This is a genomic window from Leifsonia aquatica H1aii (assembly GCF_000633535.1).
Classification (GTDB): Bacteria; Actinomycetota; Actinomycetes; order Actinomycetales; family Microbacteriaceae; genus Leifsonia; species Leifsonia aquatica_A.
Genome location: NZ_AYMR01000006.1, coordinates 50,288 through 75,718, shown reverse-complemented (window position 1 = coordinate 75,718; position 25,431 = coordinate 50,288). Strand labels below are relative to the sequence as shown.

Here is a 25,431-nt window from a genome sequence, read left to right as displayed (position 1 = left end):
TCCTATCCGATCGCGACGTCGCGGCGGCGGAGGAGGGCGGCGGCCGCGGCCAGGGCGACGATCGCGATGCCGAACATCCAGTATCCCCCGGTCCAGTCGACGTCACCGACGACGACGGGCGCGTCGGCGAAGGGCGAGAGGTGGCGGATGGGGTCGGGGAGGTCGATCAGGCCGCCGAAGATCCCGATGAACGCGCCGAGGCCGAGGGCGGTCCATCCGACGGGGATGGTCCAGCCGGGGAGGACGACGAACACCAGCGTCAGCACGCCGAGATAGACGAGGGCGACGGGAAGCTGGGCCGCTGCGGCGACGAACGAGTCTCCGATGCGCGCCGCGCTCTCGCCCGAGGCGACCGCCGAGAGCCCGGACGCGAGGGCGGCGGCGATCAGCACCAGCAGCACAGCGCCGATGCCGACGACAACGAAGCCGAACAGCCAGCGGACCCGGGAGAGCGGCGCGGTGAGCAGCGCCTCGGCGGTGCCGGCGGCCTCCTCCTGCCGCAGCCGGATGACGGCCTGCACCGCGCACGCCGCGGCGAGCACGCCGGCGATGGCGAAGATCGCCGAGATGAAGAGCTGCGTGAGCGGACCCGACCCTCCGGCGCCGATCCGGCCGATGGCCGAGCGGATGTCGGAGAGGTCGGGGTTGTTCGCGATCGAGCTGCTGACCAGGCTGCCGAGCGCGCCGGCGAGGGCACCGGTGGCGGCCCCGCCGACCGTCCAACCGACGATGGTCGGCCACTGCAGCCGCCAGGCGAGGCCGAGCGGCCCGCGCAGCACCGGCAGGGCGTCTCGCCGGCCGGCGCGCTCGGCGACGACGCCCGCCCCGGAGTCGCGGACGGCCTGGAGGGAGAAGGTGATGCCGATCAGCACCGCGGCGAAGCCGAGCTGCAGCAGCAGCGGCCATCCGGTGACGCTCCCGTACGGCGACACCTGCTCGCCCCAGCCGATCGGGCTCAGCCAGCTGGTCCACCCGGCGACCAGGTGGGTCCCGTCGCCCGTCGGCGTCCCGGTCGCGTCGCCGATCCCGCGCAGGAGGTATGCGAGCACCACGAGCGCGGCGGCGAAGCCGTTCGCCCCGCGGGAGGTGCTCATGATCTGCGCCAGCAGCAGGCCGACGGCGAGGAAGGCGACACCGACGCCGCCGGTCGCCGCACCGGCGGCGAAGGATCCACCGACCGGGAGGCCGGCGGCGATGAAGCCGAGGGCGGTCACGAGCGCGAGGGCGATGTCGGCCAGCAGCCCGTGCACGACCGTCGCGGCGGTGGGCAGCAGACGGCCGGCGGGCGTGGATCCGATCAGTTCAGCCCGCCCCGATTCCTCCTCCGCGCGCGAGTGGCGGACCGCGAGGAAGGTGTTCATCAGCCCCGCGAGCAGGGCGAGGAAGGTGAAGATCTCGAAGAAGGTGACCGCTGCGAAGCTCGTCCCGTCGGGCAGCCCGCGGAGCATCAGGATGGTCGGGTTGGCGATCGCGAGCCGGAGCAGCTCCGCGCGGCTGGTCGCGTTCCCATAGGTCTGCGCGATCGCCGCCGCCGAGAAGAGCGCCAGCACGCCGATGCCGACGAGCCAGATGACCAGCTGCCACCGGTCGCGGCGCAGGCGCTGGCGCAGCAGGATCCCGAGCGTGCGAGCGGCGCCGCCGGAGCGCACCGTGGACGACGCGAGGCGGTGCGCGCCGGTGCGGTCGGGGACGGTGGTGGCGCTCATCGTCCCGTCGCCGCCTCGATGCCGTCCGATCGGGCGGCACCCTCCTCGACGGAACCGGGCAACTCGTCGCCGTAGTGCCGCAGGAAGAGCTCCTCGAGGGAGGGCGGCGCGACGGTGAGGCTCCGCGCATCCAGCCCTGCCAGTGCCGTCAGCACGGGCGGCAGGGCGTCGCTGTCGGCGGTGAAGGTCACCCGCCCGTTGCGCACGTGCAGGTCGTGGGCGTCCGGGATGCTCGCCAGAGCGGCCTCCGTGACGCCGTCGGCGGCGAACGACACCTCGGTGCGGGTCAGGTGCCGCAACTGGTCGAGCGTGCCGGTCTCCACGGTCGTGCCGGCGCGGATGATGCTGACGCGGTCGCAGAGCTGCTCCACCTCGGAGAGGATGTGGCTGGAGAGCAGGACCGTCGCACCCTCCTTCGCGATCCGCGCGATCTCGGCGTCGAAGGTGGCCTCCATCAGCGGGTCGAGCCCGCTCGTGGGCTCGTCGAGGATGTAGAGGTCGGCGGGGGTCGCGAACGCGGCCACGAGGGCGACCTTCTGCCGGTTGCCCTTGGAGTACGCCCGGCCCTTCTTGGTGGGGTCGAGCTGGAAGACATCGATCAGCCGCTTCTTGCGCTCCGCGTACGCGGACCGATCAGCCGCTCCGCCGCGCAGCCGCGACAGCAGGTCGATGGCCTCACCGCCGGAGAGGTTCGGCCAGAGGTTGACGTCCCCGGGTACGTAGGCGATGCGACGGTGGAGGTCGACCGCGTCCTTCCACGGGTCGCGCCCGAACACCGTCGCGTTGCCGCCGGAGGCGCGGGCGAGGCCCAGCAGGATGCGGATGGTGGTGGACTTGCCCGCACCGTTCGGGCCGAGGAAGCCGTGCACCTCGCCCGCCGCGACGGAGAGGTCGAGCCCGTCGAGGGCGCGCACCCGGCCGAAGCGCTTCTCGAGGCCGGTGGCCTCAATCACTGTGTCCATGCGCGGGACTCTACGCTTGTTTCAGTAATTTGTGAAAAGTTCTTACGGAATCCTTACGGGCGTGTCGCCCGGCGGCCGCGCGGGCCGGTCAGGCGCCGCACTCGATCGCGTCGATGCTCGCGTACTGCAGGCTCGAGGCGTCGTAGGGGACCGAGTAGATGTGCGGCTGGTGCGCGGCGAGCGCGACCGTGTCGGTGAACTCCTCGGCCGCCGGGCCGCTCTCGTCGTCGCTGAACCCGACCGTGACGGTGGCGGCGGGGCAGTCCTGGGGCGAGGTGAGCGTGAAATCCCACCCGGTGTCGTCGTACTGGACGCGAACGCCGTCGACGACGTACTCGCCCGAGGCCGACCCGACGTCGGTGCCGGCCGCGGTGTCGTAGCCCGACGTCGAGCGCGCCGCACCGACGATCGCCACCGCCGCGATGACGACGAGGACGAGGAGCACGGCGAACCCGCCGAGGACCCAGCCGACGATCGCGCCCGTCGACGGCCCCCGGCGCGGCGGCGCGTAGGGCGGGTAGGCCGGGTAGGCCGTGCTCTGCGCGTAGCCGGGATACGGCGGGCGGCCCTGATACTGCGGGTTGCCCGGATACTGCTGCCAACCCGGGTACTGCGGGGCACCCGGGTACTGCGGTGCGCCGGCGTAGACGGGCGCAGCAGGGAACGCGGGCGCGGCGGGTGCGGCGGGTGCGGCGGGGTAGGCGGGTGCGGCGGGGTAGGCGGGTGCGGCGGAGTGCGGTGCGGTGCCGGGGTAGGCCGGGTTTCCCGGAGCCGCAGCAGCGCCGTACGGCGGCGCGGACAGCGGCGGATACGCAGCCGCGGGGACGGTCGGCGCGGGGACGGTCGGCGCGACCGCGCCGCCGGGGGACTGCCAGCGGGCGGCGGCGACCAGCGCATCCCGGGCGGCCGCCAGGCGGTCGCGGGCCTCGACATCGTGCGCGGGCACGGCGGCCAGGTGGGCGAGATAGGCGCTCTCGACATCGTGAGAGGCAGCGGTCGGGTCGACTCCGAGGAGCGCCGCGGCCTCGACAGGGCTCAGCATGGCTCGATGCTAGTGCCCGAGCGCGCGCCGTAGGGCGGGATTCGCGCCCCCCATCGAGGGACGCGGTGCGCGCCGGACGCGCCTCCGGAACGGACGGCTCAGCAGGCGGCGAGGATGCGGTCGAGCGCCGCGCCCTCCGCCGGGAGGACCCAGAGGCCGTAGGCCGCCTTCACCGCCACCTGTCGCGACGCGTACACGCAGCGGTACGCCTTCGACGGCGGCAGCCACGTGGCAGCATCGCCCGCACCCTTCCTCTGATTCGTCGGCCCGTCGACCGCGACCAGATTGAGGGGGTCATTGGCGAGCCGCACGCGCGCCTCCTTGGTCAAACCCTGAGCTCCGGTGCGCCAAGCGTCGAGCAGCGGGACGACGTGATCGATCTGCACCCGCGCCGAGGTCTCGGGGCCGCGCTGGAAGGCGATGCGCGTGCCGGTGTAGGGATCGTCGAGCGTGCCGGAGAGCACCGTGCAGCTCCCCCGCCGGACGACGTCGTCGAGGTCGCGGGCCAGGATGTCGTCGCGAGTGCCGCAGCCGTTGCCGTCGACGTCCCGCCACGCCTCGCCGAAGCGCGCGACCCGGTCGTACCCGGTGGCCGGTGCGCTGCCCTTGACGGGAAGGCCGGCGAGCAGCGCGCGGGCCTCTGCGGCGGTCGGAACGCCCGCATCCCTGCCCTCGGCCGCGGCCGAGGCCGAGGCGGCGGCCGAGGCCGAGGCGGCGGCGCCGGTCGTCGGGGAGGCCGTCGTCGGGGAGGCCGCCGCCGAAGAGGCCGTCGCGGGCCGCTCCGGCGCGAGCGGACCCGGTCCGGTGAGCACGTCCGTTCCGCCGCCGGACACCACCGCGTACCCGCAGAGAGCGAGCACGGCGGCGACCGCCATCCCCGCCACCGTCGTCACGACGCGGGCGGGGGAACGCCGCCGCGTCACCGGCGGCTGTCGCTCGGGATGCCCCGGTGCAGACCGCGACCGCCCAGATGCACTCCGGGCCGATCACTGGTGGCGATCTCCCCCAGCTCTCGCATCACGCGACCGTAGAACGGTCCCGCGATCGTGTTGCGGTACGCGCCGGGGTGGAGGTCGGCCTCGTTGCGCAGCCGGATCTCCGCACGCGCCGCCTCCACGGGAGCGATGAGCTTGGCCCCGCTGCGGTACCGGATCAGCCGGTGCACCCACTGGTCCAGCATCTCGGGGAGGCCCGCAGGCACCCGGTCGTGCTCGGCGGCCAGGGAGACCCGCCCCCGGTCGGTCGACGCGGCGGGCGCATCGTCACCCTCGCGGCGACGACGCTCGGTCGACAACACGGAGAGCAGGTCGTCACGACGGTTCTGCTGCTGGGCGAGCACCTGCAACGCATCCAGAGCGGCCGTGAACTCCTCGTCGTAGTCCGCGTACCCCTCGGGTTGCGCGGCCCGGTCGTTGACGAGGTCGGCCCGCGCCGTCCTCGCCTGGCTGCGGCTCAGGATGGTGCGCCCGCTGCGCACGCGCTCCAGACGCCAGGTCCAGGTGGCGAGGAGCTGCGGCATGAGGGTGCTCATGAGTCCACTGTAGGCACGGCCACCGACACCGGTGCGCTCGACACCGCCGCCGCCTGTACCGGACCGTCGAAGTGCGCGGAGGCGCGGCCGACGGCCTCCGCGGGTTCGAGCCCGAGCGCGAGATGCGTCAGCAGCAGACGCCGCGCTCCGGAACGCCGGGCGAGCTCTCCGGCCTCCTCCGGTGTGAGGTGCACGGCTGGTCCGCCGGGTTCGCGGCGATCGGTCCCGGCCTCGCACACCAGCAGGTCGCACCCGGCGGCGATCTCGTCGAGGGCGCTGCACGGCCCGGAGTCGCCGGTGTAGACGAGCGACGCCCCACCGGCCTCCACCCGGAGGGCGAACGCGGGGACGTCGTGCCGCACACTGCGCCAGCGCAGGACCATCCCGCCGAGCTCCCGCCTGCCGCCGTCGCCCACGGCGTCGAAGGCGAAGACCCGGTCGAGCTCGGGACCGGACGCCGGCCCGAGGAAGCCGATCAGCCTCCCGCGCACGTCCTCCGGTGCCAGGACGGGGACGGCCGCGGGAGCGCGGACGCCGCCGTAGCGGTAGGCGTAGAACGCCGGCAGCAGGTCGACCGCGTGATCGGCATGGCCGTGCGAGACCCAGACGGCCGACAGGTCCTCGAGGGCGACGTGGCGCTGCAGCTCGGCGAAGCTGCCCGGGCCGGCGTCCACCCAGATCGAGACATCGTCGTGCTCCAGCAGCATCCCCACGCAGGGAGCACCAGGCACGGGGTAGTGGCTCGAGACGCCGAGAGTGGTGAGCCGCATCCCGCGATCGTAGCGGTCGTGCCGCTCGTGTGTCGGTGTTCCGCGCTAGCGTTGACCACGCCGTGAACGCCCTCCTCCGCCGCCCGGTCGACCGGGAGATCCTCCGCCTCGCCGTGCCTGCGCTCGGCTCGCTGATCGCCGAGCCCGTCTTCCTGCTGGCCGACTCCGCGATGGTGGGGCACCTCGGCGTCGCACCCCTGGCCGGCCTGGGGATCGCCAGCGCGGTGCTGCAGACGATCGTGGGGCTGATGGTGTTCCTGGCCTACTCCACGACGCCGGCCGTCGCGCGCCGCCTCGGTGCGGGCGACGAGCGCGGGGCCGTCGCCGCGGGTGTCGACGGCACCTGGCTCGCCCTCGGCCTCGGGGCGGTGCTCGCGGCAGCGGGCTGGTTCGCCTCCCCCGCGCTCGTCGGACTCTTCGGCGCGTCGGCGGACATCTCCGAACAGGCGACCCGCTACCTGGAGATCTCGATGCTCGGCCTCCCCGCGATGCTGATCGTGTTCGCGACGACCGGTCTGCTGCGCGGGCTGCAGGACACCCGCACACCACTGGCCGTCGCGGTCGCCGGCTTCGCGGCCAACATCGCCCTGAACTACCTGTTCATCTACGTCGCCGGCTGGGGCATCGCCGGCTCGGCCGCCGGCACGGTCGCCGCTCAGTGGGGCATGGTCGCGATCTACCTGATCGTGGTCGCCCGTCACGCCCGGCGCGTGAGCGCACCCCTGCTCCCGCACCACTCCGGGATCGGGCGCAGCGCCCGCGCGGGCGGCTGGCTGCTGCTGCGCACGGCGAGCCTGCGCGCCGCCATGCTCCTCGCCGTCTTCGCCGCCACGCGTCTCGGACCGGACGAACTGGCCGCGTTCCAGGTGACGATGACGATCTTCGCGACCCTCGCCTTCGCCCTCGACGCGCTGGCCATCGCCGCGCAGGCCCTGATCGGCAAGGGACTCGGCGCCGGCGATCTCGAGCACGTGCGTGCCGTGCTGCGCCGGTGCCTGCAATGGGGCATCGGCGCGGGCGTCGTGCTCGGAGCCGTGACCGTGCTGCTCAGCCCCGTCGCCGCCGGACTGTTCACGAGCGACGCGAGCGTCGCCTCCCTGCTCCCCGTCGGGCTGGCCCTGGTCGGCATCAGCGCGCCGCTGGGCGGATACGTCTTCGTGCTCGACGGGGTGCTGATCGGCGCGGGAGACGCCCACTACCTGGCCCTCACCGGGCTCGCGAACGTCGCCGTGTTCGTGCCGCTCGCGATCGCGGTGGTGGCCTGGGGCGGCCACGACGCGACGGGACTGGCCTGGCTCACCGCGGCCTTCGTGTTCGGGTATCTGGGGGCGCGCGCGGTCACGCTGGGGCTCCGTGCCCGCGGCCGGGCGTGGATGCGCGCCGGGGCGCTCTAGCCCGGCTCAGCCCAGCCACTCCCGGGCCGCCACCACGAGGGCGCGCACGCCGGTCGGGATGGTCGGCTGCGCGAGCGGGCCGAAGAACGGCGAGTGGTTCGACGGGATGTCGGTGTCGACCGTGCCTGCGGCGATCGCGGCCCGCACGACCTCGGGGTCGCCTCCGCCCAGCATCCAGTAGACGAGAGGCACGCCGGCCGCCGTGGCGAGGTTGCCGACGTCCTCACTGCCCGAGAGCGCGCCCGGGTCGAAGATCCGCTCGGCGCCGAACTCGGCGGTGAAGGCCGCGGTCACCCGCGCGGTGGCCTCCGGGTCGTTGACGGTGACGGGGTAGCGCTCACCCCACTCGACGTCGGGGGCCTTGGGCGCTCCGGACGCCTCCGATTCGGCGCGCAGGATGCGGTCCACGGCACCGAGGACCCGCTCACGCACCTCCTCGTTGAAGCTGCGGACGCTGAGGCCGAGGGTCGCCTCGGCCGCGATGATGTTGTTCTTGGTCCCCGCGTGCAGGGTCCCCACCGTGACCACGGCGGTGTCCTGCGGCGCGATCTCGCGCGACACGACGGTCTGCAGGCGCATCACGGCCGAGGCCGCCATCACGATGGGGTCGATCGTCGTCTCGGGGCGCGAACCGTGGCCGCCGCGGCCGTGGAGGGTGACCTCCATCGTGTCGACGGCCGCCATCGCGGGCCCGGAGTGCGCGCCGAGCATGCCCGACGGCAGCGGGGTGACGTGCTGACCGAGCACGACGTCAGGGGCCGGGACGACGTCGTAGAGGCCGCTGTCGACCATGACCTGGGCGCCGCCGCCGTGCTCCTCGCCGGGCTGGAACACCACGACGAGCGTGCCCGACCAGGCGTCCCTCGAGCCGGCGAGCTCCTCGACGGCGCCCAGCAGGCAGGTGATGTGGATGTCGTGACCGCAGGCGTGCATGACGGGGACGGTCGCGCCGGTGTCGTCCTGCGCCGTGACGGTGGAGGCCCAGGGCAGCCCCGTCTGCTCGCGCACCGGCAGTGCGTCCATGTCGGCGCGCAGGAGCACGGTCGGGCCCTCGCCGTTGCGCAGAACGCCCGCGACGCCGGTGCCGCCGATGCCGGTGTGCACCTCCACCCCCAGCGCGGTCAGCTGCTCGGCCACGATGCCGGCGGTGCGGTGCTCGGCGAACGAGAGCTCGGGGTGGGCGTGGAGATCGCGGTAGAGGGCCTCAAGATCCATACCCTCACCCTACGCGGCGGGCGGTTTCGCGACATTCGGCACGATGAGTGCTGGCCCATTTGGACCGAATCGTGGGTTTACGCGACGCTTTCGCGCGATTTGGTCCAAATGTCGACGCGGGAGCCCGAGGGGGGTGCCGCGGGAGCCGCGGGTGCTAGCGGCGCGCGGGGGCGGCGGTCGTGTTGCCCTGGTGGAACTCGGAGGTGAACGACTCGGGGGTGATCCCGCGCCCCTCCAGCATGTCGACGACGGACCGGCCCGCGGCCCGGCCCTTGTCGACGGCGGGCTGGACGAGAGTGGTGAGGTCGTACGGCCAGAGGCCGTCGACGCGGGCGCCGTCGAACCCGACGACGCTGACATCCCACGGCACCTCGAGGCCGAGCTCCTCGGCGGCGCGGATGACGCCCGCGGCGAGCAGATCGCTCTGGGCGATGATCGCGGTGGGGCGTCCCTGGGCCTTCTCGAGCAGGGCGGTGCCTGCGAGCCGGCCCTCCTCGACGAACGACCCGCGCGTGACCCAGCCCCCGATGCCGGGGAAGACGTCCTGTGCGCCGGCGAGCCGGTCCACGGCGGTGGTGGAGCTGGCGGACAGCGCCGTCGCGGCGGTGAAGGGTCCGCGCGCCCGGTCGCGCGTGAGCGGCAGGGCCACCACGGCGACGTCGCGGTGGCCCAGGTCGTAGAGGTGCTGGGCGGCGACGCGGCTCGCCTCCCGGTTGTCCTGACCGATGGTGGCGATGCCCGCCGCCGGATCACCCTCGATGGCGACGAGCGGGATCCCGCGCTGTCGGAGGATGGCGACCGACTCGTCGAGGCGCGGGCTGCAGCCGATGAGCACGACGGCGTCCATCGGGGCGTCCTCGATGCGCTGCGCGGCGTCCCCGGCGTCGGTGAGGATCAGGAGGCCGGCGTCGATCGCGCCGATCTCCTCGGTGATGCCGTCCAGCAGCGCGATCTTGATCGGGTCGCGGAAGGCGTCGCCGACGCGCTCCTCCATGACGACGCCGACGATGCCCGACCGGCCGCGGCGCAGCGAGCGCGCCCGCGGGTCGGGGCCGCCGTAGTTGAGCTGCTTCGCCGCGGCGAGCACTCGGTCGCGCGTCGCGTCGGAGACCGGGCCGGACCCGGAGAACGCGAGGGAGGCCGTCGAGTTCGAGACGCCGGCGAGGCGGGCGACCGCGGCCAGGGTCGGCCGAGAGGTCGCGGGTGCTGTGCTGCTGTCGTTCACGTGTGCTAGCTTAGTCGAATCGTTTCGATCGAAACGATTCGATTGCCACACACCCGCCCGATTCCCGTTCGATCACCAGGACCTGCGATGTCACAGCCGACCCCGACCTCCCCCACCGCCGCTCCGGCGCGCAGCCGCCGTGAGCTCGCCGCCTGGCGCAACGCCATCTTCGGCGTCTTCGTCCTGAGCGGGCTGGCGACGGCCACCTGGGTCGCCCGGATCCCCGGCGTGCGCGACGACCTCGATCTCGGCAAGGACACCTCCTCGATCGGCCTGCTGATCCTCGGGATGTCGGCCGGGGCCATCCTCGGGCTCGCGCTCTCCTCCCCCGTGCTCGTGCGTTTCGGACCCCACAAGTCCATGTTCGGTGCGCTGACCGTCGCCGCAGTGGGCACGGCCACCCTCGGGCTCGGCTCGACCGTGTTCCACTCGGTCCCGGTCGTCGCGATCGGGCTCATCCTGCTCGGGTTCGGCAACGGGATGCTCGACGTGATGATGAACGTCGAGGGCACAGCGGTGGAGCGCGAGATCGGCAAGACGCTGATGCCGCTCATGCACGCCTGCTTCAGCCTCGGCACGGTGATCGGCGCGGGCATCGGCGCCGCTGCGGCCGCCCTGCACATCGGTGTCGCGTGGCATCTGCTGGGGATCGCGGTCGTGCTGGTCGCCGGCATCGCCGTCGCCATCCGCTTCATCCCGCGCGAGGCCGAGCTCGGCGACGAGCAGGCCGACGCCCCGCGCGTGCCGTTCGGCGACCGGATGCGCGCGGCGCTCTCCGTATGGGCCGACTGGCGACTGATCCTCATCGGCGTCGTCATGCTCGGCATGGCGTTCGGCGAAGGTTCGGCCAACGATTGGATCTCCCTGGCGGTCGTCGACGGGCACGGCCAGGCGAACTCGACCGGCGCCGTCGTCTTCGGCTGCTTCGTGGCGGCCATGACCGTCGGTCGCGTCGCCGGCGGCCCGATCGTCGACCGGATCGGCCGGGTCAACGCGATCCGCATCACCGCCGCGATGGGCGTCGCCGGTCTGCTGCTGTTCATCCTGGGCGGCCCGATGTGGGTCGTCGTGATCGGCACGCTGCTCTGGGGCTTCGGCGTCTCCCTCGGCTTCCCGCTCGGCATGTCCGCCGCCGCGGACGGGGCGAGCAACCCGGCCGCCCGCGTGTCGGCCGTGGCCATCATCGGCTATTGCGCCTTCCTGGTCGGTCCGCCGGTCATCGGCTTCCTCGGCAAGGAGTTCGGACTCCTCAACGCGCTCTATCTGATCCTCGCCCTGCTGCTCGCGTCGTTCCTCGCGGCGCCGGCGGTGCGGCCACGGAAGGCCGCCGCGAGCGCCTGAGCACCGCCGCATCAGCTCCGGAGATTCTCCGCGACACGCCGCTCAGGTCGCCGTAGGAACGGAGATCCGGGCGCTTGCGCCACTGATCTCAGGAAATGACACGCCTCGGGAGAACCACACCTCGGCAGCTGCCGCACAGCGACGCGCGCCGGTCGCGGACGCTCAAACGAAGGCGAGGCAGACCGGGGTGGGGACCGGCGAGGTGCCGAGGAAGCGCAGCGCGCGCGAGCGCGGGTCGAAGGCGAACACGGTGACCTCGTCGCTGTCCTGGCAGGCGGCCAGCACGCGGTCGCCCTCGGGGGCGATGGCGAGATCGCGCGGTGCACGGCCGCGCACCGGCTCCGTGGCCACGAGGGCGGCGCGCGAGACATCGGCGTCGAACGAGAAGACGGCGATCGTGTCGTCGCCCCGGTTGGTGACCAGCACCGTCGCGCCGTCCTCCGTGACGCGCACGGCCGCCGGGAGGTTGTCGCCGACCGCTCCCGGCGCACGGGTGGACACGGTCGATACGCGCACGAACCGGTCGTCGCCGCGGCGCAGGACGTCGAGCGTGCTGTCGAGCTCGTTCAGCACGAACGCGTGCCGGCCGTCCGGGTGGAACGCGAGATGCCGCGGGCCGGCGGCGCCGGAGGCGATCGTGGCCTCCGGTTGCAGGGTCAGGGAACCGTCGTCATCGAGGGCGTACCAGCGCACCTCCCCCAGCCCCAGGTCGACCACGACGACATCGCCGCTGACCGGGTCGGCACTGAGGTGGTGGACGTGCGCCGCCTCCTGGCGCGCATCGTCCGGACCGCGCCCCTCATGCTGAACGAACCCGGTGCGCGCGCCGATCGAGCCGTCGCCGTTCAGCGCGAAGACCGAGACCGAGCCTCCGCTGTAGGTGCCCGCGAGCAGGTGCCCCGCCGGGTGGACGGCCAGGTGTGCGGGATCGGCGCCGCCGCTGGGAGCCTCGCCGAGCAGCCGGAGCGTGCCGTCGCCCGCGCGCTCGAAGGCGAGCAGACCGCCCTCCGGGCCGGTCTCCGACACCGCGTAGACGCGCGTGCCGCCCGCAGCGACGGCCACCCAGGACGGGTTCCGCACCCGCGCAGCGACGGAGATGTCCGACACCTCCGACCCGTCGAAGCGGGCCGCGAGCACGCCGTCGGCGTGACCGTCGACATGCGGGAGGCGTTCGGTGTACGTGCCGATGACGAGATCGTGAGGCATGCCCCCATCCTGCCAGGCACCGCTTCCGCGTCCAGTGCCCCGGCGCGCAGCCGGTCTACCGGTCCTCCCCCGTAGGATGTTGCGGTGCGTCTCGTCATTGCCAACTGCTCCGTGGACTACGCCGGACGCCTGAGCGCGCACCTGCCTCTGGCCCCGCGGCTGCTCATGCTCAAATCCGACGGCAGCCTGCTCGTCCACTCCGACGGCGGCTCGTACAAGCCGCTCAACTGGATGAGCCCGCCCTGCACCCTCGCGGTGACCGAACCGGACGAGCTCCAGCGGGAGGCCGGCGTCACCGAGGTCTGGCGCGTCACCCAGGCCAAGACGGCCGACATGCTGATCGTCTCGATCCACGAGGTGATGCACGACTCGGCGCACGAGCTCGGCATCGACCCCGGCCTGCAGAAGGACGGCGTCGAGGCGCACCTGCAGAAGCTGCTCGCCGAGCAGATCCACCTGCTGGGAGACGGGCACGTGCTCGTCCGCCGCGAGTACATGACCGCCATCGGACCGGTCGACATCCTGGCCCGTGACGCCGCGGGCGCCTCGGTGGCCGTCGAGCTCAAGCGGCGTGGCGACATCGACGGCGTCGAGCAGCTCACCCGCTATCTCGAGCTGATGAACCGCGACCCGCTGCTGGCGCCCGTCACCGGCGTCTTCGCCGCGCAGGAGATCAAGCCCCAGGCCCGCACCCTCGCCGAGGACCGGGGCATCCGCTGCCTGGTGCTCGACTACGACGCCATGCGCGGCATCGACGACAGCGACAGCAGGCTCTTCTGATGGCGCCCGCACCCCGCTTCCCGCAGAGCTACGAGAACGTCCCCGTGCGCGCCGCGCTCGCGGACATCGCGGCGGAGCCGACCCTCGCGAACCTGGAGGCCCTGCTCGCCGCCGCGGTGAAGGGCGGCCTGGTCGTCGACGTGACCGGGTCCACCCCGCAGGACACCCGTCTGCGCACCATCAGCTCGACCACCGGCGAACCGGTCCTGCCCCTCTTCACCTCGATGAAGGCGCTGCGCTCGGCCGTCGGCCGGACGGCGGAGGGTGCGGGCACGAAGGTCCAGGCGGTCATCGTCCCGGCCGTCGAGGCGCTCGGATTCGTCCGCACCGCGGAGTTCGTCGCGGTGCAGTTCGACCCCGGCTCGGAACAGACCATGGTCGTGGCGCGCTCGCACATCGAGTCCGCTCTGGGCGACCGCTGAGCGAACGTTCACATACGCCCCATACCATTGGGACTGCTATGACCACCCCCATCACCCCCACCGTCACCCGGACGTGGACCTGCGTGCTCTTCGATCTCGACGGCACCCTCACAGACTCCGCCCCGGGCATCACCGGCTCCCTCGTTCGCACGTTCGAGGAGCTGGGCCGCCCCGTCCCCACCCCCGCGGAGCTCGTCGAGTACGTCGGGCCGCCGCTGCTCGACTCGCTCGAGAAGTTCGCGGGCATGGACGAGACCGAAGCGCGTGCCGCCCTCGCGGTGTACCGCACCCACTACGCCGCCGAGGGCGCGTTCGACAGCGCCGTGTTCCCCGGGATCCGCGGGCTCCTGGAGCACCTCCACGCCGCCGGTATCCCGCTCGCCATCGCGACGAGCAAGCCCGAGTCGCAGGCGATCCGCATCCTGGAGCACTTCGGCCTGGCCCCGTACTTCACCGTGATCACCGGCGCCAGCGAGGACGAGACGCGCAGCGCGAAGGCGGACGTGGTGGAGGAGGCCCTGCGCCGGCTCACCGCGGAGGGCGTCGACCTCGATCACACGGTGATGGTGGGCGACCGCCAGTACGACGTCGAAGGCGCCGGCGCCCACGGGCTGCCGACCATCCTGGTCGAGTGGGGCTACGGCTCGCCGGCCGAGGCCGCCGGCGCGATCGCGGTGGTCCACTCCGCCGACCAGTTGCGCAGGCTGCTGCTCGGCTGACCGGAGGCGGGCGCGCGAGTACGCTGGAGTGTTGTTGCAACACCGCACCACCAGACATACAGCACTAGGAAGATCATGCGCACCCGTACCTCTCTGCTCGCTCCCGTCGCGCTCGTCGCGGCACTCTCCATCGCCACCCTCGCCGGCTGCTCCAGCACCGGATCGGACTCGTCGTCCACCTCCAGTTCGTCGTCGACCCAGGCCGCGGCCTCGCTGCCCTCGGACTTCCCGAAGAGCGACGTCCCGCTCGTCGACGGCCAGGTCGTCGTCGCCCGCGGCGACAAGGACAACGGCTGGTCGGTCACCGTCCAGCCCACCACCAAGACCGGCTTCGCCGACGCGACCGCCGCGCTCGAGAAGGCCGGCTACACCAAGCAGGCGGGCTCGACCGACTCGAAGGCCGTCTACACGAACGACAAGTACACCGTCGCCGTGGGCACCCCCGGCGTCTCGGTCACGTACACGATCACCGCGAACTAGCTCAGCGCCCTTCGCGCCGCTTCACCGGACCGCCGGCCGCCTCGTGCGCCCGGCGGTCCGTCGTCTCTCCCCTCGAAGACGGCCGAGTACGCAGAAAGTGGGGCCGAACCGGCCGAGTACGCAGAGAATTCGTGTACTCGGCGGTTGTCGGTGGGAGGGGCGAGAGGGTCAGGAGTCGATGATGCGGACGAGCTCGTCGATGAAGGCGCTGAAGGTGTCGGCGCGGCGGATGAGACCGAGCACGGCCTCGCGATCGCCGAAGACCTCGACGAACTGGTCGAAGACCGTCTGGAAGGAGGCGCGGCCTCCCGCGTCGAAGGCGATGAAGGCGATCACGTTCACCCGCGCGTCGCCCCAATCCATCGCCGTGTCGTTGACCACGATCGCGATCGCCGTCCGCTTGGCGCCCATCGTCATGGCGTGCGGCACCGCGAGCGAGTCGGTGAACGCCGTCGACGACATCTGCTCGCGCTCGATCGTCTGGTCGACGTAGTCCTGGTCGATGGCACCGACCGCGATCATCCGGTCCCCCAGCGCCCGGATCATCGTGATCGCGTCACGGGCGTAGAAGTTGCGCAGGAACAGTCGCTCGTCGAAGTACTCGAGGAGGTCGTTCTTGATCCGGGCGCGCCGCCGCTGCCGGCGGATGCGGGCGACGGCCTGGCGGATGTGCTCGATGTCGGTCTCGGTGACGAACGGCTGTACGATGACCGCGTTCTCGCGACGGCCGCGCGGGTCGATCGTCGTCAGCACCAGGTCCGCGTCGATGGCGCCCCAGTCGGCGTCGGCGGTCGTGATCACACTCGTGACGTCGAGGTCGTCGCCGAGCGCGCTCTCCAGCCGGTCGCGCAGGAGGATGTGCATGTCGTAGTAGTTCGGGCAGACCACCGCACAGGTCACCGCGTCCCGGCGCCGTGACTGCTGCTCCAGGTACGCGCCGACGTGCATCGCGATGTAGGCGATCTCGTCCTCGTTCACCTCGATGCCCTCCGCCGCCTGCAGCCGGCTCGCGATGTAGACGGCCAACTCGTAGATCATCGGGTAGGAGCTCTTGATCGAGCGGGTCAGCGGGTTGCGGGAGTACGACTTCTCGTGCGCCCTGGCCACGAGGTTCTGCACGTGCAGGGTGAGCCGGACGATGAAGTTCTCGTCCCGCAGGTCGACCAGGTACTCGGTCGAGGCGCGCGTCACGATCCCGCGGACGACCTCCAGGTCGGCCTCGCTCACGAACTCCTCGACCGGATCGCGGCCCGCGCCGGGCGCGATCACCCGGGTGCGCAGCAGGATGGCGAGGTAGCGCAGCTCGGTGGGGTCGAGCACGACGTCGAAGTGGGTCGCGACCAGTCCGCCGAGGTCGTCGGAGAGCGAGCGGATGGTCTCGCTGACCTGCGGATCGCCCGCGGCGGGCAGCACGCGGTCCTTGGCGACGCGGTCGAGCGCGACGGCCATGTGCAGAAGCACGTCGTTGATGCCGTACTCGTTGACGAAGAAGCCCCGCGCGTCGAGCATCGCGACCAGGTCGGACTTGAACTCCGCCAGGCCGCTGGAGGAGAAGGCCTCCTGGATGCGCGCGATGTCGACGACGCCCTGACGCATCTCGTCGCGGAACAACCGGCTGATGAGCTTGCGGCGGGCGATCTCCGGCCCGGTCAGCTGCACGACCGGGCCCTGACGCTTCAGGGCGAGCTCGGTGTCGGCGAGGATGCCGCGCAGGCGGGTCAGATCGGACTCGATCGTCGATTCGCTCACGAAGAGGCTCCCGGCGGCCTCGTAGACGTCGACGCCCTCCGGCTCGTCGAGCAGCCGCCGGGCGACGAAGACGAGTCGTTCCTGGGGGGACCCGGCGCCGGACTCCGCCTGACCGTCCCCGTCGACATGGGCGGCGTACGCCTCCGGGCGCACGCGGTAGCCGTTCGCCCCTGACACCACGAGGTCGCCGAGCGCCGCGGCGTAGGTGCGGATGCTGCGGGAGGTCACGCCGAGATCGTGTGCGAGCTCCGCCGCCGTCACCCAGGCAGCACGGCGCGCCAGGATGTCGAGCATCCTCGTCTGCTGCGCCGAGAGCGCCACCTGCACCACCTTCCGCTCCGAGTCAATCACCTACCGGCCCCCAGGCCGAGGCGCATCCCGCCGATCTTCCGGTCCCCCGGAAGACGGGCTGGGCTTCGGGCACGAGCGGCGGTCCTCCGCGCGGGCTTCCGCACCCCCGGAAGATACGCGGCTGGAGGGCGGCCACCGACGGGACGAGCATGGCAGACGATCCATCCGCTCCACCCAGCACGACTGCTCCACCCAGCAACTCTGCGTTACCGAAAGGCACAGGTCGATGAAGATCATGGTCGTCTGCGGCGCGGGAGCCTCGAGCACCTTCGTCGCCGTCAAGCTGCGCAGCGCCGCGGCCGCCCGCGGTGCCTCGGTGATCGTGGAGGCGGGGAGCGTCTCCCAGCTCGACTCCCTCGCCGGCGTGGACGTCGTCCTCGTCGGCGCGCATCTGGAGTCCTCGGTGCCGGCGCTGCGCGATCGCGCTGTCGTCACGGGCACCGCGGTCGCCGTGCTCCCCCCGGTCTCCCCCGCCGCCCTCGACGGCGCCCAGGCCCTGGATCTGGCTCTCGACGCCCGAGCGAAGGCACTATGAGAGCACGAGCCACCCTCCCGGGACCCCGGGGCATCGCATCATCGAAGGAGAACCCACATGGCTGAGCGGATCATCACTGTCGGATCGAGCCACGGACTGCACGCGCGCCCGGCGAAGCTCTTCGTCGAGGCGGTCAACGCGTCCGGCGCCACCGTCCAGCTGTCCAAGGAGGGCGGCAAGTCCGTCAACGCCGGCAGCATCCTCGGCGTGATCTCCCTGGGCATCGACCACGGCGACAAGATCGTCCTCACCACCGACGCGGCGAACGCCGACGCGGTGCTCGACGACCTCGCCGACATCCTCACCACGGACCACGACGCCTGATCATGGCCACCGAGACCAGCGTGTCCACCACCCGGCTCACCGGAGCGGGCATCGGCCAGGGCGTCGCCCTCGGACCGGTGCTCCGCATGTCCGACCCGCTCCCGGAGCCGGCCGAGACGCCCAGCACCCGCACCCCCGACGAGGAGAAGGCGCGTGTCGCCGAGGCCGTCGCCGCCGTCGCCACCGATCTGCGGTCGCGCGCCGCGAAGGTGACCGGCATCGCCGCCGACGTGCTCGAGGCGCAGTCGATGATGGCGGAGGACTCGACCCTCGCCGACGACGTCGCCGCGCGGATCGACGGCGGCACGACCGCCGAGCGCGCCGTGTTCGAGGGCTTCGCGGTGTTCCGCGACATGCTCATCGGCCTCGGCGGCTACATGGGCGAGCGCGCCACCGACCTGGACGATGTCGCCCAGCGCGTGATCGCGGCGCTCTCGGGCCGTCCGGCTCCTGGGGTGCCCGAGTCCGACGAACCGTACGTGCTCGTCGCCCACGACCTCGCCCCGGCCGACACCGCACTGCTCGATCTGAGCAAGGTCCTGGGGCTGATCACGCGCGAGGGAGGTCCGACCTCCCACACCGCGATCCTCGCCCGCGAGAAGGCCATCGTCGCCATCGTCGGGGTGGCCGGCTCCGACACGCTGACCGACGGGACCGAGGTGGTCGTCGACGCCGCCTCCGGCACCGTCACCGTCGCCCCGAGCGCGGAGGAGAGCGCCGACGCCCGACGGCGCATCGACGAGCGCGCGGCCGCCCTCGCCGGCGGCCGGGAACCCGGGGCGCTGGCCGACGGCACGCCCGTCCCGCTGCTGGCCAACCTCGGCTCCGCGGAGGGGACGCAGAAGGCGCTCGACGCCGGGGCGGAGGGCGTCGGCCTGTTCCGCACCGAGTTCCTGTTCCTGGATCAGCGGATGGCTCCGACCGTGGAGCAGCAGCGCGAGCAGTACACCGCCCTGCTCGCGGCGTTCCCCGGCAAGAAGGTCGTCGTGCGCGTTCTCGACGCCGGCGCCGACAAGCCGCTCGCGTTCCTCAACGACGCCCACGAGGACAACCCCGCGCTCGGCCTCCGCGGCCTGCGCGCCCTGCGGGCGAACGAGGATCTGCTCCGCGAGCAGCTCACCGCCCTGGCCGAGGCCGACGCGGCCACCGACGCCGACCTCTGGGTCATGGCGCCGATGGTGTCGACCGTGGAGGAGACCCGGTACTTCGTCGAGCTGGCGACCGGGTTCGGGTTGAAGACCGTCGGGGTGATGGTGGAGGTCCCCTCCGCCGCGCTGCTCGCCGACCGGGTGCTGCAGTCGGCGGCGTTCGCCTCGATCGGCACGAACGACCTCACCCAGTACACGCTCGCCGCCGACCGCCTGCTCGGCTCGGTCGCCGGCTTCCAGGACCCGTGGCACCCCGCCGTCCTCCGCCTGATCGGCGAGGTCGGCTCGGCGGGCACGAACCACGGCAAGCCGGTGGGCGTCTGCGGCGAGGCCGCGGCCGACCCGCTGCTGGCGGTCGTCCTGGTGGGCCTCGGCGCCACCACCCTCTCGATGTCGCCGGCGGCACTCGCCGACGTGCGGCTCTCCCTGACCCGCTTCACCCTCGACCAGGCGCGGGCCCTGGCCGAGGTCGCCCTGGCCGCCGACGGCGCGGCCGAAGCCCGCGACGCGGTCCGTGCGGCCGCGGCCGCCTTCCCGCAGTAGCGCACCCCCACCCGATGAGATCCCCCACCAGAAACGGGATCCCTGACAGAAACGAGGCCCCATCATGACATCGGCGACAGAGACGTCGACGACGGCGACGACAGCGAAGCGACCCGGAGGCGCGCGCGTCGGCGTGCAGCGCTTCGGCACCTTCCTCTCGAACATGGTCATGCCCAACATCCCGGCCTTCATCGCCTGGGGCATCATCACCGCTCTGTTCATCCCCGAGGGGCCGTTCCCGAACAAGGCGATCGGCGGGCTCGTCGGCCCGATGATCACGTACCTGCTCCCGCTGCTGCTGGCCAACACAGGCGGCCGGATCGTCTACGGCGTCCGCGGCGGCGTGGTGGGCACCATCGCGGCGATGGGCGTGATCGTCGGCTCCGACATCCCGATGTTCATCGGCGCGATGATCATGGGCCCGCTCGGCGGCTATCTGATGAAGCTCGTCGACAAGATCTGGGAGGGGAAGATCAAAGCGGGCTTCGAGATGCTCGTCAACAACTTCTCTGCCGGAATCCTCGGCTTCATCCTGGCCATCGGCGCGTTCTTCGGCATCGCACCGCTGGTCGAGGGCCTCAGCAAGGCGCTGGAGGCGGGCGTCAACTGGCTCGTCTCGGTGCACCTGCTGCCGCTCGTCAGCATCCTGGTCGAACCGGGCAAGGTGCTCTTCCTCAACAACGCGATCAACCACGGCGTCTTCACCCCGATCGGGACGCTCGAGGCGCAGCAGACCGGCAAGTCGATCCTCTTCCTGATCGAGACGAACCCCGGCCCCGGCGCCGGCATCCTGCTCGCCTGGGCGATCTTCGGGCTCGGGGCCGCACGGGCGAGCGCTCCGGGCGCCTTCATCATCCAGTTCTTCGGCGGCATCCACGAGATCTACTTCCCGTACGTGCTGATGAAGCCGATCCTGATCATCGGCGCCGTGCTCGGCGGCATGACCGGTGTCGCGGTGAACGTCGCCTTCGGAACCGGTCTTCGCGCACCCGCGGCCCCTGGATCGGTGTTCGCGATCTTCGCGCAGGCCCCGGTGCCCAACATGGTGGGCATCGCGGTCTCGATCGTCGCGGCGGCGGCGGTCTCGTTCGCCTTCAGCGCCATCGTGCTGCGGGCGACGCGCAAACGCGACCTCGCGACCGGCAACGCCGGCGACCTGTCCGCCGCGGTCGCCCAGACCGAGGCGAACAAGGGCAAGTCCTCCTCGGTGCTCGGCAGCCTGGTGAACGAGGGCGAGCACGACACCGGCGACGCCCAGGGCGATGCCACCGATCGACTGGTGCGCAACATCGTGTTCGCGTGCGACGCTGGGATGGGCTCGAGCGCGATGGGCGCGTCCGTGCTCCGCAACAAGTTCAAGAAGGCCGGGGTGGAGGGGGTCACGGTGACGAACCAGGCCATCGCCGACCTCGACGGCACGGCCGATCTCGTCATCACCCAGCAGCAGCTGACCGACCGGGCGAAGGGCCAGTCGCCGGATTCGCTCCACGTCTCGGTCGACAACTTCATGAACAGCCCCAAGTACGACGAGGTCGTCGACCTCGTCGCCAAGCAGACCCAATCAGCACCGGAGGACGCCAGCAAATGACCGACACGATTCTCGACCGGGCGAACGTCGTGGCCGCGGGCACCGCGACCACGCGGGAGGACGCGATCCGGGAGGCGGGCGCGCTGCTGGTGCAGGCCGGCGCGGTGCAGCCCGGGTACGTCGACTCGATGCAGGAGCGCGAGAACACCGTCTCCACCTACATGGGGAACGGGCTCGCGATCCCGCACGGCACCAACGAGTCCAAGGACGAGATCACCCGCTCGGCGCTCTCCTTCGTCCGCTACTCCTCGCCGCTCGACTGGGGCGGCGAGGAGGTGCGGTTCGTCGTGGGCATCGCGGGACAGAACAACGAGCACCTCGAGATCCTGTCGAAGATCGCCATCCTCTTCTCGGAGGACGACGACGTGCGGGAGCTCATCGAGGCTCCGGACGCCGACGCGCTGTTCGCGCTCCTCGGCGACGTGAACGACTGAGGTGACCGAACGCATGAAGGCCGTCCACTTCGGGGCAGGCAACATCGGCCGCGGCTTCGTGGGGCTCCTGCTCCACGAAGCCGGGTACGAGGTGGTGTTCGCCGACGTCAACGCCGACCTCATCGACGCACTGGCCGCGGCCGACTCCTACGACGTCCACCTGGTCGGCGAGGAGTCGCAGACCAGGACCGTCACCGGCTTCCGCGCCATCAACAGCGCGACCGACGAGGCGGCGCTGGTCGCCGAGATCGCCACGGCCGACGTGGTCACGACAGCGGTCGGCCCGCGCATCCTGCGCTTCGTCGCCCCGGTGATCGCGCAGGGCCTCGCGGCCCGAGCGGACGACGCCCCGCGCCTCGCCGTCATGGCGTGCGAGAACGCGATCGGCGCCACCGATCTGCTGGCCGCCGAGCTGATGGACGGTCTGCTCGACGACGAGACACGGGAGGCGCTGGCCGCCAAGGCCGTCTTCGCCGACACCGCGGTGGACCGGATCGTCCCCGCCCAGGCTCCGGGCGCGGGGGTGGATGTGACCGTCGAGACGTTCTACGAGTGGGTCGTCGACCGCAGCCCGTTCGCCGGCCGTGAGCCCGCCATCCCGGGCGCCCACTTCGTGGACTCCCTGGCGCCGTACATCGAGCGCAAGCTCTTCACGGTGAACACCGGGCACGCCACGGTCGCGTACACCGGCTTCCTGCAGGGGGCCGAGACGATCAGCGAGGCCATCGCGATCCCGGCCGTACGGCAGGCCGCCGAGGACGCCCTGCGCGAGACGTCGGCCGCGCTCGTCGCCAAGCACGGCCTCGACCCGGAGGAGATGGCCGCCTATCGCGCGACGATCCTCGGCCGCTTCGCGAACCCGCACCTGGTGGACGAGGTGGCCCGCGTCGGACGCGAACCGCTGCGCAAGCTGGGCCGCAACGACCGGTTCATCGGTCCGGCGATCGACCACGTCGCCTACGTCGGGTCTGTGCCCCAGGCGCTGCTGGCCGCCGTCGGCGCCGCGCTGCGCTTCTATGTGCCCGCGGACACGCAGAGCGTCGAGCTCCGCCACCTGCTGGAGGAGGCCTCGGCGGAGGAGATCGTGTCGGAGGTCACCGGGGTCGTCCCTGGCGAGGTCCTGTTCGACCCGCTCGTCGCGATCGTCCGCGAAGCCCAGGGCTGACCGGCTCCGCCGGGCGGCGTCAGCGGGGCTGCAGCGTGGTGGTCGGGTCGAAGCACCAGGCCAGCATCGACGGCCACTCGCCGTAGCCGGCGGTCAGCTCGAGGTGGCCGCCGCCGGGGATGGTCTGCACCGGGATGCCGAGCGGTGCCCCGTAGGCCGCCTGTGCCCCCTCCGGGCAGAACGGGTCGTCGTCCGACGCGACGATGGTCGTCGCCATGGCGGGCCGTGCCGGGTCGACGGCGGCGAACGAGGCGATCTCGGGGATGCCGGCCACCACCTCTCGCGACGGCGGCGCGACGAGCAGGACGTGCCTCACCGCCGCGTCCGCCGGACGCGCGCCCAGCCAGAGCAGGCAGGCGAGGCTGTGGCAGATCACCGTCACCTCGGCGCCGTCGGCCGCCGCGGCGCGCAGGGAGACGCCGGCCGCATCCCGCCAGCCCGCGAGCGACGGGGACGACGCGCTCGGCAGCTGCGGATACTCGACCCGCTCCCCGCGCGAACGCAGGGCGGTCGCCAGCTCGTGCTGCCAGTGCCCGGGCGGTCGGTGGTTGTCCCAGCCGTGCAGGATCAGGAAGGCGCGCATGCCGACGAGCGTAGCGCGCGCCCAGGCCGCGCCTCGGTGCGCGCGCCCTCGGCGATGACCGGCTCGCCCGCCACGAGGACCCACGGGATGCCCTCCGCCTGCCGGCGCGGGGCCGCGAAGGTGGCCCGATCCGCGATGGTCGCGGGATCGAAGAGCACCAGATCCGCTACGAGCCCGGGGGCGATGCGGCCGCGGTCGGTGAGCCCGAGAAGGGCGGCCGGACGGGCCGCGAGGTGGACGACGGCGTCCTCCAGCCGCAGCACGCCTTCGTCGCGCACGTAGTGCCCGAGGTAGCGCGGGAAGGTGCCCCAGGCCCGGGGATGCGGCTTGTCACCGACCAGGATGCCGTCGCTTCCGCCGGTGTGCCGCGGGTGCGCCATCATCGTGCGCACGTTGGCCTCGTCGCCGACATGCTGCAGGATCCCCGTGCCGAGCCGGTCGGCCAGCAGCAGATCCAGGGCGACGGTGGACGCGGCCTCTCCCGAGGCGGTGGCGAGCGAGGCGACGGTGCGGCCGACACGATCGGCGAGGGCCGGGTCGCGCACCCCGGAGATCTCGATGGTCTCCCACTCCACGGGAACGCCATGGCAGCCGTCGGTCCCGACGACGTCGAGCTCGTGGGCTATCCGCGTACGCAGCGCCTCGTCGCGAAGGCGGTCGAGCGTCGCCGCCGGTCCGCCGTCCGCCGCCCAGGACGGCAGGAGTGCGGCGAGGGTGGTCGAGCCCGGCAGGTAGGGGTAGGTGTCGAAGGTGAGCTCGACACCGGACGCGATGGCCGCGTCGAGCAGCGCCACCAGCTCGCCCGCGCGCCCGCGGTTGACGCCGAAGTTCATGGTGGCGTGCGCGAGGTGCAGGGCGACGCCCGACCGCCGGGCGATGTCGATCATCTCGGCGTAGGCGTCGAGCGCCCCCGCGCCGTACGACCGCTGGTGCGGCACGTACACCCCGCCGTGCGCGGCGACCACCGTGCAGAGGGCGACGAGCTCGTCCGTGCCGGCGAACATGCCGGGCACGTAGGTGAGGCCGGAGGACATCCCGAAGGCGCCGTCGCGCATCCCTGCCTCGACGAGGGCGCGCATGGCGGCGAGCTCGCCGGCGGTCGCCGGGCGGTCGGCAGCGCCGACGACGTCGAGGCGCACCGTGCCCTGGGGCACGAGGGCCGCGACGTTCGCGGCCGGGCGGGCGGCATCGACCGCCTCCAGGTAGGCGCCCACGGTCGGCCAGCCGAGGGCGAGGCCGGGCGGGACGCCATTCCAGCCGGCCAGCTGGTCGCGCAGGACGTCCGCTGCGACGGAGGTCGCGGGGGCGTACGAGAGCCCGTCCTGCCCGACGACCTCGGTCGTGACCCCCTGGGAGACCTTCGCCAGGTGCACCGGATCGGTCAGGACGGCGATGTCGGAGTGGGCGTGCATGTCGATGAAGCCGGGTGCGAGCGCGAGACCGTCGGCGTCGATGACGCGCGCGCCCGGAGCGTCGAGACGGCCGCCGACCCGCCGGATACGGCCCTCGGTGAGGAGCACGTCGCCCGTCTCGCCCGGCCGGCCGCTTCCGTCGAGCACCCGCGCGCCGCGGATGAGCGTCGGCGCCGATCCGCTCATGCGCCGGCCGCGGCCGCGCCGAACTCCCGCGCCCGCTCGGTCACCGCACTCCACGAGGCGGCCGCGATGTCGTTCGCGCTCACGACGCTCGAGCCTGCGGTCACGGCCAGGGCTCCCGCGTCCATCCATTCGCGCGCGTTGCCGGCGTCGAGTCCGCCCGAGGGCACGAAGAGGGTGCCGGGGAACGGCCCGGCCAGGTCCCGGAGATAGCGCGGACCGACCAGGGATGCCGGGAAGACCTTGACCGCTGCGGCACCCAGTTCGATCGCGCGCATCACCTCGGTGGGGCTGACCGCGCCCAGCAGGATGGGCACGCCCGATTCCCGCGCGACACCGGCGGCGCCCTCGCTGAGGCCGGGGGTCACCAGGAAGCGCGCTCCGGCGGCGACGGCGGCCTCCGCCGTGCGGGCGTCGGTCACGGTGCCGGCGCCCACCAGCGCGTCATGTTCGCCGGCGACGGCGGCGGCGATCACCTCCTCCACCCCCGGGGTCGTGAAGGTGAACTCGACGGTGCGGATGCCGCCGGCGGCGAGCGCACGGCAGAGGCCGACCGGGTCGTCGATGCGCGGGGCGCGTACGACGGCGAGGGCGCGGTCGCGGCGGAGGGTGTCGAGCAGCAT

The 25,431-nt window shown here is 72.5% G+C and carries 25 protein-coding genes; 12 read left to right on the top strand and 13 right to left on the bottom strand.

Going from position 1 to position 25,431, the window contains the following annotated elements:
- Positions 1-2: 2 nt before the first annotated feature.
- From U870_RS0104265 to U870_RS0104240, 6 genes are all read right to left on the bottom strand, one after another.
- Entirely contained in the window at positions 3-1,706 is a 1,704-nt protein-coding gene (locus tag U870_RS0104265) for an ABC transporter permease (protein ID WP_025156174.1), read from the bottom strand.
- Positions 1,703-2,668, bottom strand: a complete 966-nt coding sequence (locus tag U870_RS0104260) for an ABC transporter ATP-binding protein (protein ID WP_025156173.1) — start codon at positions 2,666-2,668, stop codon at positions 1,703-1,705. The genes U870_RS0104265 and U870_RS0104260 overlap by 4 nt, the downstream gene beginning before the upstream one ends.
- Before the next feature lie 88 nt (positions 2,669-2,756).
- Positions 2,757-3,710 (bottom strand): hypothetical protein, encoded by a 954-nt coding sequence (locus tag U870_RS23960; RefSeq protein ID WP_025156172.1) that lies wholly within the window; start codon positions 3,708-3,710, stop codon positions 2,757-2,759.
- Between the two features lie 98 nt (positions 3,711-3,808).
- Positions 3,809-4,633: an HNH endonuclease family protein gene (locus U870_RS0104250; protein ID WP_240183627.1), complete on the bottom strand. Its 825-nt coding sequence runs from the start codon at positions 4,631-4,633 to the stop codon at positions 3,809-3,811.
- Entirely contained in the window at positions 4,630-5,241 is a 612-nt protein-coding gene (locus U870_RS0104245) for a hypothetical protein (RefSeq protein WP_025156170.1), read from the bottom strand. Before U870_RS0104245 ends, U870_RS0104250 begins: the two co-directional genes overlap by 4 nt.
- Positions 5,238-6,011 carry an MBL fold metallo-hydrolase gene (locus U870_RS0104240; RefSeq protein WP_025156169.1) on the bottom strand — a complete coding sequence of 258 codons (774 nt, stop codon included), beginning with the start codon at positions 6,009-6,011 and terminating at the stop codon, positions 5,238-5,240. Before U870_RS0104240 ends, U870_RS0104245 begins: the two co-directional genes overlap by 4 nt.
- 62 nt (positions 6,012-6,073) lie before the next feature.
- On the opposite strand from U870_RS0104240, the gene U870_RS0104235 reads away from it, so the two are divergent.
- Positions 6,074-7,405, top strand: coding sequence for an MATE family efflux transporter (locus tag U870_RS0104235; RefSeq protein WP_025156168.1), 1,332 nt, complete (start codon positions 6,074-6,076; stop codon positions 7,403-7,405).
- 6 nt (positions 7,406-7,411) lie between these two features.
- Here U870_RS0104235 and U870_RS0104230 read toward each other — a convergent pair whose 3' ends face one another.
- Together U870_RS0104230 and U870_RS0104225 are read right to left on the bottom strand one after the other, a co-directional pair.
- The gene (locus U870_RS0104230; protein WP_025156167.1) at positions 7,412-8,620 is read right to left on the bottom strand and encodes an amidohydrolase; all 1,209 of its coding nucleotides are present in this window, start codon (positions 8,618-8,620) and stop codon (positions 7,412-7,414) included.
- 154 nt (positions 8,621-8,774) lie between these two features.
- Complete coding sequence (locus U870_RS0104225) at positions 8,775-9,845, bottom strand: LacI family DNA-binding transcriptional regulator (protein ID WP_025156166.1); 1,071 nt, start codon at positions 9,843-9,845, stop codon at positions 8,775-8,777.
- A gap of 87 nt (positions 9,846-9,932) precedes the next feature.
- Here U870_RS0104225 and U870_RS0104220 point away from each other — a divergent pair, with 87 nt between their 5' ends.
- A complete protein-coding gene (locus U870_RS0104220; RefSeq protein ID WP_025156165.1) occupies positions 9,933-11,186 on the top strand; it encodes an MFS transporter in 1,254 nt (417 codons plus the stop codon).
- A gap of 162 nt (positions 11,187-11,348) precedes the next feature.
- Here U870_RS0104220 and U870_RS0104215 read toward each other — a convergent pair whose 3' ends face one another.
- Positions 11,349-12,392 (bottom strand): lactonase family protein, encoded by a 1,044-nt coding sequence (locus U870_RS0104215; RefSeq protein WP_025156164.1) that lies wholly within the window; start codon positions 12,390-12,392, stop codon positions 11,349-11,351.
- 84 nt (positions 12,393-12,476) lie between these two features.
- On the opposite strand from U870_RS0104215, the gene nucS reads away from it, so the two are divergent.
- The 4 genes from nucS (at position 12,477) to U870_RS0104195 (ending at position 14,793) form a co-directional block, all read left to right on the top strand.
- Positions 12,477-13,172, top strand: coding sequence for an endonuclease NucS (nucS, locus tag U870_RS0104210; RefSeq protein WP_025156163.1), 696 nt, complete (start codon positions 12,477-12,479; stop codon positions 13,170-13,172).
- Entirely contained in the window at positions 13,172-13,594 is a 423-nt protein-coding gene (locus U870_RS0104205; RefSeq protein WP_025156162.1) for an SseB family protein, read from the top strand. The genes nucS and U870_RS0104205 overlap by 1 nt, the downstream gene beginning before the upstream one ends.
- Positions 13,595-13,632: 38 nt before the next feature.
- Entirely contained in the window at positions 13,633-14,313 is a 681-nt protein-coding gene (locus U870_RS0104200; protein WP_025156161.1) for an HAD family hydrolase, read from the top strand.
- Positions 14,314-14,388: 75 nt separating this feature from the next.
- Positions 14,389-14,793 carry a hypothetical protein gene (locus U870_RS0104195; protein WP_025156160.1) on the top strand — a complete coding sequence of 135 codons (405 nt, stop codon included), beginning with the start codon at positions 14,389-14,391 and terminating at the stop codon, positions 14,791-14,793.
- 168 nt (positions 14,794-14,961) lie between these two features.
- On the opposite strand, the gene U870_RS0104190 is transcribed toward U870_RS0104195, so the two are convergent.
- Positions 14,962-16,863: a BglG family transcription antiterminator gene (locus U870_RS0104190; RefSeq protein WP_025156159.1), complete on the bottom strand. Its 1,902-nt coding sequence runs from the start codon at positions 16,861-16,863 to the stop codon at positions 14,962-14,964.
- A gap of 256 nt (positions 16,864-17,119) precedes the next feature.
- On the opposite strand from U870_RS0104190, the gene U870_RS0104185 reads away from it, so the two are divergent.
- From U870_RS0104185 to U870_RS0104160, 6 genes are all read left to right on the top strand, one after another.
- On the top strand, positions 17,120-17,428 hold the full coding sequence (locus tag U870_RS0104185; protein WP_025156158.1) for a PTS sugar transporter subunit IIB: 309 nt from the start codon (positions 17,120-17,122) through the stop codon (positions 17,426-17,428).
- 57 nt (positions 17,429-17,485) lie between these two features.
- A complete protein-coding gene (locus U870_RS0104180; RefSeq protein ID WP_025156157.1) occupies positions 17,486-17,752 on the top strand; it encodes an HPr family phosphocarrier protein in 267 nt (88 codons plus the stop codon).
- 2 nt (positions 17,753-17,754) lie between these two features.
- Positions 17,755-19,443, top strand: coding sequence for a phosphoenolpyruvate--protein phosphotransferase (ptsP, locus tag U870_RS0104175; RefSeq protein WP_029947159.1), 1,689 nt, complete (start codon positions 17,755-17,757; stop codon positions 19,441-19,443).
- A gap of 64 nt (positions 19,444-19,507) precedes the next feature.
- Positions 19,508-21,031, top strand: coding sequence for a PTS mannitol transporter subunit IICB (locus U870_RS0104170; RefSeq protein WP_025156155.1), 1,524 nt, complete (start codon positions 19,508-19,510; stop codon positions 21,029-21,031).
- On the top strand, positions 21,028-21,465 hold the full coding sequence (locus U870_RS0104165; RefSeq protein ID WP_025156154.1) for a PTS sugar transporter subunit IIA: 438 nt from the start codon (positions 21,028-21,030) through the stop codon (positions 21,463-21,465). The genes U870_RS0104170 and U870_RS0104165 overlap by 4 nt, the downstream gene beginning before the upstream one ends.
- A 13-nt stretch (positions 21,466-21,478) precedes the next feature.
- On the top strand, positions 21,479-22,630 hold the full coding sequence (locus tag U870_RS0104160) for a mannitol-1-phosphate 5-dehydrogenase (RefSeq protein ID WP_025156153.1): 1,152 nt from the start codon (positions 21,479-21,481) through the stop codon (positions 22,628-22,630).
- A gap of 19 nt (positions 22,631-22,649) precedes the next feature.
- Here U870_RS0104160 and U870_RS0104155 read toward each other — a convergent pair whose 3' ends face one another.
- The 3 genes from U870_RS0104155 to U870_RS0104145 are packed head-to-tail and all read right to left on the bottom strand — an operon-like array spanning position 22,650 to position 25,431.
- Positions 22,650-23,213 carry an RBBP9/YdeN family alpha/beta hydrolase gene (locus tag U870_RS0104155; protein WP_025156152.1) on the bottom strand — a complete coding sequence of 188 codons (564 nt, stop codon included), beginning with the start codon at positions 23,211-23,213 and terminating at the stop codon, positions 22,650-22,652.
- Positions 23,198-24,811 carry an N-acyl-D-amino-acid deacylase family protein gene (locus U870_RS0104150; protein ID WP_025156151.1) on the bottom strand — a complete coding sequence of 538 codons (1,614 nt, stop codon included), beginning with the start codon at positions 24,809-24,811 and terminating at the stop codon, positions 23,198-23,200. The genes U870_RS0104155 and U870_RS0104150 overlap by 16 nt, the downstream gene beginning before the upstream one ends.
- A complete protein-coding gene (locus U870_RS0104145) occupies positions 24,808-25,431 on the bottom strand; it encodes a bifunctional 4-hydroxy-2-oxoglutarate aldolase/2-dehydro-3-deoxy-phosphogluconate aldolase (RefSeq protein WP_025156150.1) in 624 nt (207 codons plus the stop codon). The genes U870_RS0104150 and U870_RS0104145 overlap by 4 nt, the downstream gene beginning before the upstream one ends.